This is a genomic window from Spirillospora sp. NPDC049024, from assembly GCF_040649235.1.
In the GTDB taxonomy this organism is placed as follows: Bacteria; Actinomycetota; Actinomycetes; order Streptosporangiales; family Streptosporangiaceae; genus Spirillospora.
Window position 1 is genome coordinate 62,869 of record NZ_JBEZFD010000026.1, and the last position, 13,796, is coordinate 76,664.

At 73.5% G+C, this 13,796-nt stretch carries 11 protein-coding genes; 8 read left to right on the forward strand and 3 right to left on the reverse strand.

Features of this window, described 5'->3' with window-relative positions:
* Positions 1-22: 22 nt before the first annotated feature.
* The 3 genes from AB0C21_RS36020 to AB0C21_RS36030 are packed head-to-tail and all read left to right on the forward strand — an operon-like array spanning position 23 to position 3,925.
* Positions 23-1,645, forward strand: a complete 1,623-nt coding sequence (locus tag AB0C21_RS36020; protein ID WP_500210382.1) for an AMP-binding protein — start codon at positions 23-25, stop codon at positions 1,643-1,645.
* The gene (locus AB0C21_RS36025; protein WP_500210384.1) at positions 1,646-2,752 is read left to right on the forward strand and encodes an acyl-CoA dehydrogenase family protein; all 1,107 of its coding nucleotides are present in this window, start codon (positions 1,646-1,648) and stop codon (positions 2,750-2,752) included. It abuts the gene before it with no gap.
* On the forward strand, positions 2,753-3,925 hold the full coding sequence (locus AB0C21_RS36030) for an acyl-CoA dehydrogenase family protein (RefSeq protein WP_500210386.1): 1,173 nt from the start codon (positions 2,753-2,755) through the stop codon (positions 3,923-3,925). It abuts the gene before it with no gap.
* Positions 3,926-3,984: 59 nt separating this feature from the next.
* On the opposite strand, the gene gad is transcribed toward AB0C21_RS36030, so the two are convergent.
* Together gad and AB0C21_RS36040 are read right to left on the reverse strand one after the other, a co-directional pair.
* Positions 3,985-5,424 carry a glutamate decarboxylase gene (gene gad / locus AB0C21_RS36035; RefSeq protein ID WP_500210388.1) on the reverse strand — a complete coding sequence of 480 codons (1,440 nt, stop codon included), beginning with the start codon at positions 5,422-5,424 and terminating at the stop codon, positions 3,985-3,987.
* Positions 5,425-5,681: 257 nt separating this feature from the next.
* The gene (locus AB0C21_RS36040; RefSeq protein WP_500210390.1) at positions 5,682-6,374 is read right to left on the reverse strand and encodes a TetR family transcriptional regulator; all 693 of its coding nucleotides are present in this window, start codon (positions 6,372-6,374) and stop codon (positions 5,682-5,684) included.
* 141 nt (positions 6,375-6,515) lie between these two features.
* Here AB0C21_RS36040 and AB0C21_RS36045 point away from each other — a divergent pair, with 141 nt between their 5' ends.
* Together AB0C21_RS36045 and AB0C21_RS36050 are read left to right on the forward strand one after the other, a co-directional pair.
* Positions 6,516-8,135, forward strand: a complete 1,620-nt coding sequence (locus tag AB0C21_RS36045; protein WP_500210392.1) for an MFS transporter — start codon at positions 6,516-6,518, stop codon at positions 8,133-8,135.
* Between the two features lie 24 nt (positions 8,136-8,159).
* Positions 8,160-8,831, forward strand: coding sequence for a rhomboid-like protein (locus AB0C21_RS36050; protein ID WP_500210394.1), 672 nt, complete (start codon positions 8,160-8,162; stop codon positions 8,829-8,831).
* Positions 8,832-8,837: 6 nt separating this feature from the next.
* Here AB0C21_RS36050 and AB0C21_RS36055 read toward each other — a convergent pair whose 3' ends face one another.
* Complete coding sequence (locus tag AB0C21_RS36055; RefSeq protein ID WP_500210395.1) at positions 8,838-10,106, reverse strand: RNA polymerase sigma factor; 1,269 nt, start codon at positions 10,104-10,106, stop codon at positions 8,838-8,840.
* A 257-nt stretch (positions 10,107-10,363) separates the two neighbouring features.
* Between AB0C21_RS36055 and egtA the strand changes: the two genes are divergently transcribed.
* From egtA to egtC, 3 genes are read left to right on the forward strand one after another with little or no spacing between them, the layout of a single operon-like run.
* The gene (gene egtA, locus AB0C21_RS36060) at positions 10,364-11,698 is read left to right on the forward strand and encodes an ergothioneine biosynthesis glutamate--cysteine ligase EgtA (RefSeq protein WP_500210396.1); all 1,335 of its coding nucleotides are present in this window, start codon (positions 10,364-10,366) and stop codon (positions 11,696-11,698) included.
* Positions 11,695-13,053, forward strand: coding sequence for an ergothioneine biosynthesis protein EgtB (egtB, locus tag AB0C21_RS36065; RefSeq protein ID WP_500210398.1), 1,359 nt, complete (start codon positions 11,695-11,697; stop codon positions 13,051-13,053). The genes egtA and egtB overlap by 4 nt, the downstream gene beginning before the upstream one ends.
* Complete coding sequence (egtC, locus tag AB0C21_RS36070) at positions 13,054-13,788, forward strand: ergothioneine biosynthesis protein EgtC (protein ID WP_500210399.1); 735 nt, start codon at positions 13,054-13,056, stop codon at positions 13,786-13,788.
* Positions 13,789-13,796 lie beyond the last annotated feature (8 nt).

Consider the following 13,796-nt stretch of genomic DNA (forward strand, 5'->3'; position numbering starts at 1 on the left):
GACGGACCAGGGAGGTGGGCCGGTGAGCGTCGCGGCGCTGCTGGAGGCGCGGGCGGACGACGACCGCCCCGGGCTGCGCTCCGCCGACGACGGCCGTACCTGGACGTGGCGGGAGGTCGTCGAGGAGTGCGCGGCCCGCGCCGCCTGGCTGAGCGGCCAGGCGCGTCCCGAACGTCCGGTCCATGTCGGTGTGCTCCTCGACAACCATCCCGAGGTGGTGTTCCTCCTCGGCGGCGCGGCGCTGTCCGGCGCGGTGGTGGTGGCGCTGAACCCGACGCGGAGCGCCGCCGAACTGGCGGGCGACGCCGAGCGCGCCGACTGCGACCTCGTCGTCACACAGCCCCGGTACTCCGAGAAGGCCGCCGCGCTCGGGCTCCCCGTCATGGACGTGGACGCTCTCGCCGGACTGGTCGCGGCGTTCGCGGGCTCCCCGCCGCCCGACGCGTCGGGGATCGGGCCCGGCACCCTGCTCATGCTGATCTTCACCTCCGGGACGTCGGGGCGCCCGCGCGCCGTCCGCGTCACCCACCGGAAGGTGGTCGTGCCGGGTGAGATGCTCGCCGAGCGCATGCTGTCCCCGGACTCGGTCGTCTACTGCCCGATGCCGCTGTTCCACTCGGGCGCGGTCATGGCGGCGTACGCGCCCGCGCTGGCCGCAGGCGCCGAACTGGTGCTGCGCGCCCGGTTCTCCGCGTCGGCCGTCCTGCCGGACGTGCGCGCCCACGGCTGCACCTACCTGCACTACGTCGGCAAGGCCCTGTCGTACGTGCTGGCCACGCCCGCCAAAGACGACGACGCCGACAACCCGGTGCAATTCGCCTTCGGGAACGAGGCGGCGCCGGTGGAGCAGAAGACCTTCGGTGAGCGTTTCGGCTGTTTCGTGATCGACGGCTACGGCTCGACGGAGACCGCGATCGCGCTGTCGCCCGACCCGCTCGGCCCGCAGGGCGCACTCGGGAAGCTGGGCGAAGGCGTCGCGATCCTCGACCCGGCGACCGGGCGGACGTGCCCGCCCGGGGTGTTCGACGAGGCCGGGCGCCTGCTGAACGGCGACGAGGCCGTGGGGGAGCTGGTCAACACCGGCGACCTCGGCCTGTTCGACGGGTACTACAAGGAGGACGCCCCCGACCGGCTCCGCGACGGCATGTTCTGGAGCGGCGACCTCGCCTACGCCGACGCGGACGGCTACGTCTTCTTCGCCGGGCGCACCGGCGACCGGCTCCGCGTGGACGGCGAGAACTTCGGCGCCGTCCAGGTGGAGCGCGTCCTGGCGGAGCTGCCCGGCGTCCGGCAGCTGGCGGTGTACGGGGTACCGGACGCGGCGTCCGGCGACCAGGTGATGCTCGCCGTCGCCGCCGACGCCTTCGACCCCGGCGCGTTCGCGGACTACGTGCGCGGGCGCGCCGACCTGAGCCCGAAATGGATCCCGCGCTACGTCCGGGTGGCGCGGGAGCTGCCCGCGACCGCGTCCAACAAGATCCTCAAGCGCCGGCTGGCCCGGGACGCCTGGCGCACCGACGACCCGGTGTGGTGGCGGCCCGGCCGCGACCTCGACTACCGCCCGCTGACCGCTTCGGACGCGGCGGCGCTGCGGGCCGAGTTCGAGCGCCGCGGCCGGCTGCACCTGCTGGAAGGGAGCGGATGAGTGGACTTCAACCTCGACGAGACCCAGCAAGAGATCAAGGGCCTCGCGGCGGACGTGCTCGCGCGGGAGGCCGCGCAGGAGCGTCTGGAGGCGTTCGAGAAGAGCGGGGCGCCCTATGACGACGTGACGTGGAAGGCGCTCGCGCAGGCGGGGCTGCTCGGCATCGTCCTGCCCGAGGAGGCCGGCGGCGCCGGGTTGGGGCAGGTCGAGCTGGCGGTCGTCCTGCGGGAGGTCGGCGCCCGCGTGGCGCCCGTCCCGGCGTACGCCTCGCTCGCGCTGGCGGCCGTCCCGATCGGGGTGCACGGCACGGCGGAGCAGCGCGCCCTGCTCGCCCCGCTCACCGAGGGCGCGGCGGTGCTGACGGGCGCGTACCGCGAGGTCGGCCCGGTCGGGGAGGTCGCCACGACGGCCCGGGAGGACGGCGGCGGCTACGTGCTCGACGGCGTGAAGACGTTCGTTCCGTACGCGCGGGAGGCGTCCCGCATCCTGGTCCCGGCCCGCGTCGAGGGCGGCGGCATCGGGGTGTTCCTCGTGGAGCCCGCCGCCGTGTCGATCACCGAGCAGCCGTCGGCGACGAGCGAGCCGCTGTCGCGGATCGCCCTGGACGGGGTCCGGGTCGGCGCGGACACCCTGCTCGGCGGGACGGCGGACGGCGCCGCCTGGGACACCCTGCGCCGCTCGGCCGTCGCGGGCGCGGTCGCCGTCGCGTCCGGCGTCATCGACGGCGCGCTGGAGCTGACCAAGGAGTACACCAAGACGCGCGAGCAGTTCGGCCGGGCGCTCGCGCAGTTCCAGGCGGTCACGATGCAGATCGCGGACGTCTACATCGCCAAGCGGGCGCTGGACGTGGCCGTGTGGGCGGGCGTGTGGCGCCTCGCGCAGGGCGCGGACGACGCCGAGGAGGTCCTCACCATCGCGGCCTACAACGCGTGCGACCCGGTGGTGAAGGCGCTCTACACCTGCCAGCACCTGCACGGCGGCATCGGCCTGGACATCACCTACCCGCTGCACCGGTACTTCGCCTGGGGCAAGCACTGCGGGCATCTGCTCGGCGGCGGCGAGGACCGGCTCGACGCGCTCGGCGCCCTCATCGCTCAGGAGGCCTGAATGTTCATCGACCTGACCGACGAGCAGAAGCGGCTGCGCGCCGAGCTGCGCGAGTACTTCGAGAACTGCCTGACGCCGGAGCAGCGGGCCGCGATCCGCGCCGACCCGTTCGGCCCGCCCTACCTGGAGCACTGCCGGCGCCTCGGCCGCGACGGCATGCTCGGCGTCGCGCTCCCGAAGGAGTACGGCGGCCGCGGCTACGGGCCGGTCGAGCAGACGATCTTCGCCACCGAGATCGCCCGCGCCGAGGTCACCTACCCGCTGATCACGCTGAACTCGGTGGCGCCGACGATCCTGCAGTACGGGTCGGACGCGCACAAGGAGTACTTCATCCCGCGCATCCTCGCGGGCGAGTGCCACTTCGCGATCGGCTACAGCGAGCCGGGCGCCGGCACCGACCTCGCGGCGCTGCGCACCACCGCGGTCCGGGACGGCGACCACTACGTCGTCAACGGCCAGAAGATCTTCACCTCCGGCGCCCACCACGCCGACTACGTGTGGCTCGCGGCCCGCACCGACCCGGAGGCCAAGAAGCACAAGGGCATCTCGATGCTCATCGTGGACTGCAAGGACCCCGGCTTCTCCTGGACGCCGATCATCACGATGGACGGCGCGCACCACACGAACTCGACGTACTTCCAGGACGTCCGCGTCCCGGCCGACATGCTGATCGGCGAGGAGAACAAGGGCTGGGACCTCATCGTCAACCAGCTGAACCACGAGCGGGTCACGCTCGGACCGGCCGGGAACATCGGGCACGTCCACGTCCGGTTCGCGCGCTGGGCCCGCACCACCCCCGGACGCGACGGCCGCCCGCTGATCGAGGAGCCCGCCGTGCGGCGCGCGGTCGCGCAGGTCTACGCGTACCTGCGCGCCAACGAGCTCCTCAACTGGCAGGTCGCGGCGAACCAGGACCTCGGCTGGCTCGGCGCGGGCGACGCGTCCGCCACCAAGATCTACTCCTCGGAGCGGATGATGGAGGTCGGCCGGATCGTGGGGGACGTCCTCGCCCGCTACGGAGACCCGGGCGACCCGGAGACGGCGGACTTCACGGCGTCCGTCGACCGGCTCGCCAAGGGCGCGCTCGTGCTGACCTTCGGCGGCGGCGTCAACGAGATCCAGCGCGAGCTGATCGCGATGATCGGCCTCGGCCTGCCCCGGGCGCCCCGCTGATGCCGCGCCGGGGAGTCAGCTGGGTCTGACGGCGGCCCGCGGCCTGACCCGGCCGTCCGTCAGACCTTCCTGGCCCGGACCTTCTTGGGCTCGGCGCCGTGCGCGAAGCCGCTGGCCTGCTGCGGGTCGCGGTGCGGCTGCCTCTGGGAGCGGAGCCGGAGCGTGGTGCGGCGGAGGTCCTCCAGGAACAGGTCGGCGAGGTCGTGCCCGAACCCGTTGCGCACCACGACGCGCAGGACGTCGAGGTCGGTGCGGTTCTCGGGGAAGCTGTAGGCGGGCACGAGCCAGCCGGACTCCCGCAGCGCGGCGGAGACGTCGTAGACGGTGAAGCCGTCGAAGTCGTCCCTGACCCGGAACGCGAAGACCGGCAGGTCGCCGCCGCCGGTGAGCGCGTAGTACGGGTAGGTTCCGTCGATCTCGGTGGCCAGCCGGGTGGCGACGTCCCGGCACGTCTGCTGGACGCGGCGGTACCCGTCGAAGCCGAGCCGCAGGAAGTTGTAGTACTGGGCGACGACCTGCGCGCCGGGACGCGAGAAGTTCAGCGCGAACGTCGGCATGTCGCCGCCGAGGTAGTTGACGTGGAAGACGAGGTCGTCCGGCAGGGCCTCCTCGTCCCGCCACAGCGCCCAGCCCACGCCGGGCATGACCAGCCCGTACTTGTGGCCGGAGGTGTTGATGGAGGCGACCCGGGGCAGCCGGAAGTCCCAGAGCAGGTCCGGGTCGAGGAACGGCGCGATCATCGCGCCGGACGCGCCGTCCACGTGGATCGGGACGTCCGGCCCGCCGCGCGCGTGGAGGTCGTCGAGCGCCGACGCGATGCCGGCGACGGGCTCGTAGCTCCCGTCGAACGTCGACCCGAGGACGGCGACGACGCCGATCGTGTTCTCGTCGCACAGCTCCACGGCCTCGGCCGCGCCGAGGTGGTAGCGGTCGCCCTCCATCGGCACGTAACGGGGCTCGACCTCGAAGTAGTTCGCGAACTTCTCCCAGCAGATCTGCACGTTGACGCCCATGACGAGGTTCGGCTGGTCGGCCGGCTCGCCCGCGGCCCGCCGCCGCCGCTGCCAGCGGCGCTTGAGCGCGAGCCCGCCGAGCATCGCGGCCTCGCTCGACCCGGTGGTGGAGCAGCCCACCGCCTTGTGCGGGTGCTCCGCGCGCCAGAGCTGGGCGAGCATCCGCACGCACCGCATCTCCAGCTCCGCGGTGCGCGGGTACTCGTCCTTGTCGATCATGTTCTTCTCGGCGCACTCGGCCATCAGCACCCGCGCCTGCGGCTCGGCCCACGTGGACACGAACGTCGCCAGGTTCAGGCGGGCGTTGCCGTCCAGCATCAGCTCGTCGTGGACCACCTGGTAGGCGGTGGACGGCTCCATCTCCCGCGCGGGCAGCCGGTACCGCGGGATCGTCATCGGCTCCCGGCTGAAGATGGGGTTGACCTCCAGGTCGCGGCCGCCGCGCCCGGGGCGGAGCGGGTCCTTCGGAGCCCTGTCGCCCTCCATGTCGCCCTCCTCCTCCGTGCGGGGACGGGCCGTCCCCCGGTTCGCACGGAAGTACCCCCGGCACCGCCCCGCACACCCGGCGCGACCGCGTCCTCGCAGGTCGGCAAGGGGATCCCACGGCGCAGGAGGGACCAGACGCCATCCGCGGAGGTCGGCCGCCGGGCGGGAGGACCAGACGCCGCCGGGCACGGGGCAGCGCCGCCCGGCCCGGACGGGCAGACGCCGTCCGGAGCGGTTCCGTCGCCGGGGCGAGCGGGTCAGTCGTCGGACGGGGCGGTTCGGTCGGCGGGCGGGACCGGGTCGTTCAGGCCGCCTTCGAGGATGGCGAAGGCCTGGTCGACGGTCTCCGACAGCGTGGTGAACGTCCCGCCGAGGCGGCTGACGGCGTCGGCGGAGGCCTGGAAGGCGCAGGTGGTGGCGGCGGCGACGACGTGCGGGCGCAGGTCCGTGGCGGGATCGAGGCCCATCCGCTCGGCGATGACCTCGGTGAGCAGCGCCTGTTTGCGCTGCGCGTGCTCCAGGCTGCCGGCCATGAGCGTCGGGCTGTCGCTCATCATCGTCAGCATGCACTCGAAGCGGCCCGGCTCGAACCCGAGCTCGCCGGCCTCGCAGGCGCGCGCGATCTCCACCACGGTGTGCCGCAGCGCGGTCATGATCGGCTCGTCCGGCGGGCGCTCGCCGAGCGCGGCCAGGACGGCGCGGGTCTGCTCCTCCTGGAAGGTGAGGGCGACGTCCTCCTTCGAGGCGAAGTAGCGGAAGAACGTGCGGGAAGAGACGTCGACGGCGTCGGCGATCTCCTCGACGGTGGTGGCGTCGAACCCCTTCTCGGCGAACAGGGCGAACGCCGCGTCGACGAGCGCCTCTCGGGTGCGCTGCTTCTTGCGTTCGCGCCTGCCCGGGGGCTGGGAACCGGGGCCGGGTGTGCCGGTCTCGGGGGCGGTCGCGGTCATGCGCGCATTGTAATCGCCCGGCGATCCCCCGTCGACCGTTGGCTGTCGTGATGTGAAACATGTCGCGTCGAGACCAAGGGCAGTTGACGACAAGTGTCATGCCATGACAATTTGAGAACCCTGCCAAGCCGGAGGTCGATGATGACTCAATCCCAAGGCGCCGAGATCCTCGAACCGGGCGCCGTCCCCATGACCCCGCGCGACCAGGCGCGCGGCCGACCCGCGAGAGCGGGCCACGGCCATCCCTGGCTCACCCTCGTCGCGGTCGCGCTGGGCGTGATGATGGTCGGGCTGGACGCGACCGTCGTGTCCATCGCCAACCCCGCGATCGCCAAGGACCTCGGCGCGAGCCTGTCCGGCCTGCAGTGGGTCACCAACGCCTACCTGCTGGCGCTCGCCGTCACGCTGATCCCCGCCGGGAAGATCGCCGACCGGTTCGGCCGCAAGCGCACGTTCCTGGCGGGCGTCGTCGGGTTCGCCGTGTCGTCGCTGCTGATCGGGCTCTCGGGCGGGCTCGGCATGGTGATCTTCTGGCGGGTCGTGCAGGGCTTCGCGGGAGCGCTCCTGCAGCCCGCGAGCCTCGCCATCCTGCGCAACACGTTCCCGGCCGAACGGCTCAACGCCGCGATCGGCATCTGGGGGTCCACGGTCGGCATCTCCATCGCGGGCGGCCCGATCGTCGCGGGCCTGCTGGTGGAGAACGTCAACTGGGAGTCGGTGTTCTTCCTGAACGCCCCGCTCGGGCTGGTCGCGCTGCTCGTCGGCATGTGGGTGATCCGCGAGTCGCGGGACGAGGAGGCCGCCGGCTCGTTCGACCTGCCGGGCGTCGCGCTGCTCAGCGGTGCGCTGTTCGCCCTGGTCTGGGGGCTCATCAAGGCCGGTGAGAACGGGTTCGGCGACGCGGTGCCGCTCGTGTCGTTCGCCGCGTCCGTCGTGCTGTTCGCCGCGTTCGTCTGGAACGAGCTGCGGGTCGAGCGCCCGCTGCTGCCGCTCGGGCTGTTCCGGTCGGTGTCGCTGTCGGCGGCCACCGGCCTCATCGTCCTCGGCTTCTTCGGGATGTTCGGGACGATCTTCTTCATCACCCTGTACCTGCAGCAGGTGCACGGGATGAGCCCGGTGGACGCGGGCGTGCGGATGCTGCCGATGACCGGCGTGTTCATCGTGGCCTCCCCGGTGGCGGGCGCGCTGACCAGCCGGTTCGGGCCGCGGGTGCCGCTCGTCCTCGGGATGGCGTTCACCGCGACCGCGATGTTCGGCCTGTCGCGCATCGGGGTGGACGCCCCGTACGTGCAGCTGTGGCCGTGGTTCGTGCTGGTCGGCCTGGCGTTCGGGATGGTCATCGTGGCCGGGACCGAGGCCATCGTCGGCAACGCGCCCGCCCACCTCGCGGGCGTGGCGGGCGGGCTCCAGCAGACCGCCGCGCAGGTCGGCGGCGTCCTCGGCACGTCGGTGCTGGGCGTGCTGCTCTCGACCAGGGTCGGGGACGTGCTGTTCGGGCGGCTCACCGACGCGGGCCTTCCCGGCGCGGCGGCGCGCCAGCTCGAAGGGCAGGGCGGGCTCGTGTCGCAGGGCGTGGCGCCCGTGCCGCCCGGCACGACGAAGGAGGCGGCCGACGCCATCACGACCGGGAGCCACCTCGCGTTCATGGACGGCTTCCAGACGTCCCTGACCGTGGCGGGCGCCGTCGCGCTCGCCGCGGTCCTCGCCGCGCTCCTGGTGCGGCGCGGCACCTCTCCGGTCGAAGGCGCCGTGGCGGCGTAGGTCCCGGATTAGGCTGCCGGTGTGATGGGTTTCGCGAGGCTCGGCCGGATCCTCAGGTCCTATCCGATGCCTGTGACGTTCCTCGGGCTGTTCGCGGCCGTGTGGACGGTGCAGGCCCTGGTCCTGCCGCCGGGCGCGCGGCAGGCGGTGATCGCCTGGGCGAGCACCAACCTGGCCAACCTCGAGGTCAACCCGGTCGGGACGCTGGTCGCCTCGGCGTTCGTCGCCGAGGGGGCGCAGGGCGTGCTGCTCGTCGCGGTGGCGATCGGGCTGTTCCCCATCACCCGGCGGTTCGGGAACCTGCGGGCCGTCGCCCTCATCGCCGCCTCGCACGTGCTCGGCACGCTCGTCAGCCAGGGCATCGCGCTGGTGCGGCTGGAGGCGGGCCTGCTCTCGGACTCCGTCCGCACGATCCCCGACGTCGGACCGTCCTACGTGCTCTGCGCGGCGCTCGTCGCGGCCTTCCTGTACGGGCACGGGCGCGTCCGCCGGCTGCTCGCGCTGGCCGGCTGGTGCGCGCTCGCGCCCGTGCTGCTGGACGGCCTGCTCACACTGGAGGTCGCCGCCGTCGGCCACGTCGTGGCCATGCTCACCGGCGCACTCGCCGGTCGGCTGCTCCTCGTCCTGGAACGCCGCCGCAAGCCCGCCGCGGCCCCGGCGCCCGCTTCCCCGGTCGCCGACGCCGCGCAGGCCTGACGCCCGTCAGTCTCCGCTCGGCTGCGGAGCCGGGTTGGAGGTGGGGTTCGGGCTCGGGGTGCCCGGGTCCGACGGCGGGTCCGACGGGGTGCCGGTCGGCGGCGTCGTCGGGTCGGTGGAGCCGTCGTCCGGCGGGGTCGTCGGGTCGGACGGCGAGTCCGGGGGAGTGGTCGGCGTCGCGTCGTCCGGAGGCGTGGACGGCTTCTCCGGCTTCGAGGGGGTGCCGGACGCCGGCGGCCTCTCGCGCGCGGGCTCCTTCGACGGAGAGGTCGCGGGCGGAGCCGGCGCCGCGCCGCCGCCCGGCGCGCCGCCCTGGGTGCCGCCCGCCTGCTGCGGCGGCGAGCCGTACGCGCTCGTCACCGGGTTCCCCGAGCCGCCGTCCGCACGCCGGGTGCCGGACAGGCCGGGCGTCGGGTCCTGCGGGACGCCGCCGCTCGTCGTGGACGCCGGGTGGGTCTGCCCGCTGCTGGACGTCGGGACGAGCGAGGCGGCGCTGCCGCCCTTGGCCGTGGGCCAGGACACCAGCAGCCCGATGACGGCGGCGGCCGAAGCCGCGACGCCCGCGACCGCGCCGAGGCCCCGGGAGACGCGGCCCTTGGGGGTCGCGCCGGGCGACCCGTGCTTCGGGCGGTCCGCCCGCTCCGAGCCGATGACGACGAGCGGGCTCGGCGCGATGACGCTGGGCAGCGGCCGGGTGGCCTCCTCCTCGCAGGCGGCCAGGACCTGCTCGCGCAGCCAGCCGGGCGCGTGCGCGGGCGCCCGCCGGGCGAGCAGCCGCGGCAGCCGCCCCTTCTCGAACGCGGAGATGAGGTCCAGCCGCGGCTCTGCGGTCCCGCGCATGAGGATGTCGAGGACGGCGCGCTCCAGCCGCGTCCGCGCCGCGTTGAGCAGCTGCATCACGGTGTCCGGCGCGATGCCGAGGACACGGGCGATGTCGTGCGGTTCGAGCCACTCGCCCGCCCACAGCAGCAGCACCTCGCGGTGGTCGGAGCGCAGGCCCGCGGCGGCGCGCAGCAGCGGGTCGGGGTCGGCGAACAGCGGACCGCGGCCGCCGGCGGCGCCCACCTCGCCGGTGAAGGCCCCGCGCTCGGCGCACGCCGTGCGGGAGAGCGAGTAGAGCCAGAGGACGCTGTCGCCGCGCGGCGGCTGGTGCACGGCCGCGCTGAACGTGTCGCCCACGGCCGCCGCCGCGAGCTGGTCGCCCACGAGCGACCAGCAGTAGGCGTACAGGCGGTCGGCGTGCGCGTCATAGAGCGAGCCCAGGTCTCCGCCCATGTGAGCCCCCGTCTCCGTCCGGTTTCACTTCCGACAAAACGTGCATATCGCTGGCCAGGGGGACTCTAGCGCTTCCGGTCAACCCATGAGAAGCCGGAGATCGGACGTTACGTCGAATAGCACAGAAGGTAGCAGTGAGGGCTGCGGACAGTGACGTTCACGGAGATTTAAGAAAGTTCCTGAAAAAGCGCTGATTCCTGATCCGGTTCAGCAGGGAAGGATTCGAACTCGTTATCGAACTACGTGAGGAGTCAAAGGTGACCCGGCTCACAGTGGACGACGTCTACCAGCACATTCGCGGCGTCTGCTTCAAGACGGGCCCGCCCGGGACGGTCGGCGCGGAGACCGAGTGGATCGTCGTCGACGCCGCCGACCCGGCCGCGCACGTGCCCGCCGAGCGGGTGCGCGCGCTCGTGGACGGGGCCGGACCGCCGACCGGCGGGAGCAAGGTGACCTACGAGCCGGGCGGGCAGCTCGAACTCAGCTCCGCCCCGTTCCAGGCGCTGGACGACCTGACCGCCGCGCTCGGCCGCGACATCGCGCACGTGCAGGATGCGATCGCGCCGGACGGGCTCGCGCTCGTCGGGCACGGCGTCGACCCGGTCCGCAGGCCCCGCTTCCAGGCCGACCATCCGCGCTACGCGTGCATGCGGGACTACTTCCGTGCGGGCGGCTTCCGCGACGCGGGCATGGCGATGATGTGCTCGACCGCGTCCGTCCAGGTGAACCTGGACATCGGCGCCGACGACCCGGACGCGTCCCGCCGCTGGCGGCTCGTGCACGCGCTCGGACCGGTGCTGGTCGCGGCGTTCGCCAACTCGCCGCTGCGGGCGGGCCGCCCTACCGGGATGCGCTCGTCCCGCCAGGCCATCTGGACCGAGCTCGACCCGTGCCGCACGCTGCCCGTGCTGCGGGACGGGGCGGACGGCGACCCCGCCGAGGCGTGGACGCGCTACGCGCTCGACGCCCAGGTCATGCTCGTCCACACCCCGGACGGCAGATGGGTGTCGGCGCCCGGGATGTCCTTCCGGGAGTGGCTGGACAAGGGGGAGCCGGGCGAAGAGGACCTCGCCTACCACCTGTCCACGCTGTTCCCGCCGGTGCGGCCGCGCGGCTGGCTGGAACTGCGCATGATCGACGCGCTGCCCGGCCCGTACTGGCCGGTGCCCGTCGCCGTCGCCACCGCCCTGCTGGACGACCCGGCCGCCTCGCGCGCCGCCGAGGCCGCGGCCGAGCCGGTGGCGGACCGGTGGGCGTCGGCGGCCTGCCACGGCCTGGCGGACCCGGCCCTGGCCAGGGCCGCGCGGGCGTGCTTCGCGGCGGCGCTGGACGCGCTCCCGCGGCTCGGCGCGTCCGGGCTCGTGCCGCTGGTCGAGGAGTACGCCGACCGGTACGTCCTGCAAGGCCGCTGCCCCGCCGACGACGGTCCCGCCGACGACGGTCCCGCCGCCGACCGGCCCGACCATGACAGTCCCACCGCCAACCGCCGCCTCACCGACGACCGGCCTGTCGGCGACCGGTCCGCCGCCGGTCCCGCCGTCGAGCGTCCCGCCGCCGGCTCCCAGACACGTCCGATGGAGGATCCGACATGAGCGTCCCTGGCCCGTCCGCCGACGAGGCCGCCCTGAAAGAACTGATCGCAGCCGAGCTCGGCGCGGTGCGCGACCGCAGCTTCGGGCTCACCACCGAAATCCTCGCCGAGGACGAGCTCACCGCGCAGGTGTCGCCGCTGATGTCGCCGCTCGTGTGGGACCTCGCGCACGTCGGCAACTACGAGGAGCTGTGGCTGCTGCGCGCGGCCGCCGGGCAGGAGGCGATGCGCCCCGAGATCGACGACCTGTACGACGCGTTCGAGCATCCGCGGGCGGAGCGGCCGACGCTGCCGCTCCTGAGGCCGGAGGAGGCGCGGTCCTACATCGGCACGGTCCGCTCCAAGGTGCTGGACTCGCTGTCGTCGGTGCGCTTCGACACCCCGGACCCGCTGACGTCGGGCGGGTTCGTGTACGGGATGGTCGTCCAGCACGAGCACATGCACGACGAGACCATGCTGGCCACTCACCAACTGCGCCGCGGAGCACCGGCCCTGCTCGACCCCAAGGCGGAGCCACTCCAGGTCCCCGCCGCCGGAGGGGCGCCGAGCGCAGACGAGGTGCTCATCGAGGCGGGCCCGTTCCAGATGGGCACGTCGGACGAACCGTGGGCTTACGACAACGAACGCCCCGCCCACCTCGTCGACCTGCCCGCGTACTACATCGACGTGGAGCCGGTCACCAACGCGGCCTACATCGCCTTCATCGAGGCCGGCGGATACGACGACCCGCGCTGGTGGGACCCGGCGGGATGGGAGTGGCGCAACAGCAGCGGCAAGCGCGCCCCCGCCTTCTGGGAGCGGGAGGGCGGGCAGTGGATGCGGCGCCGGTTCGGAAGGACCGAACCCGTCCCGCCCGGCGAACCCGTCCAGCACGTGTGCTGGTACGAGGCCGACGCCTACGCGCGGTGGGCGGGGAAGCGGCTGCCGACCGAGGCCGAGTGGGAGAAGGCCGCGCGCTGGGACCCCGCCGCAGGACGGTCCCGCCGCTATCCGTGGGGCGACGTCTACGAGGAGGGACGCGCCAACCTCGGGCAGCGCGCGCTCCGCCCGTCCGAGACCGGCTCCTACGCGGCCGGTGCGTCGGCGTACGGGGTGAGGCGCCTCCTAGGAGACGTGTGGGAGTGGACGTCGTCGGACTTCCACGGCTACCCCGGCTTCCGCTCGTTCCCCTACAAGGAGTACTCGGAGGTCTTCTTCGGACCCGACTACAAGGTGCTGAGGGGCGGGTCCTGGGCGACGCACCCGCTCGCCATACGCGGATCGTTCCGCAACTGGGACTACCCCATCCGGCGGCAGATCTTCTCCGGGTTCCGGTGCGCCCGCTCGGCGGCCCCGTCGGCAGGGGAGGCGCGCTGAATGTGCCGCCATCTCGGCTACCTGGGCCCCGAGCGCACGCTGCACTCCCTCATCTACGAGGGGGAGCACTCCCTTGAGGTCCAGTCGTACGCGCCGCGCATGACGAACGGCGCCGTCCTCAACGCCGACGGGTACGGCGTCGGCTGGTACCAGGACGGCGGGGCCGTCCGGTTCCGCCGCGCCCAGCCCATCTGGACCGACCAGTCGTTCCGCGAGGTCGCCGGGGCCGTCCGCGCGTCGTGCGCGGTCGCGGCGCTGCGGTCGGCGACCGTCGGGTTCCCCGTGGACGAGTCGTGCGCCCAGCCGTTCCGCGCCGGGCCGTGGCTGTTCAGCCACAACGGGAAGATCGAGGGCTACGGCGGCGTCGAGTCCAAGCTCCGGGAGCTGGCCGGGGACATCGCCGAGGTCCCCGACGCCCGCGCCCCGGTCGACTCCGCGCCGCTGTTCGCCCTCGCCGTCCGGAACTGGCGGGAGGGCGCGCCGCTCGGCGAGGGCCTCGCCGCGGTCGTCACCGCGATCACCGCGCTGGCCTCCGGCCGCTACAACCTGCTCGCCTCGGACGGGACGTCGCTGGCCGCCACGACCTGGGGCGACTCGCTGTTCGTCCGCGAGGGCGGGGACGCGGTCCGGATCGCCTCCGAGCCGCTCGACGGCGACGCCGCGTGGCGCCGCGTTCCCGACCACTCGCTCGTCACCGCCGATCTCGACACCGGCGTCCGCATCACCCGACTCTGAAGGAGAAC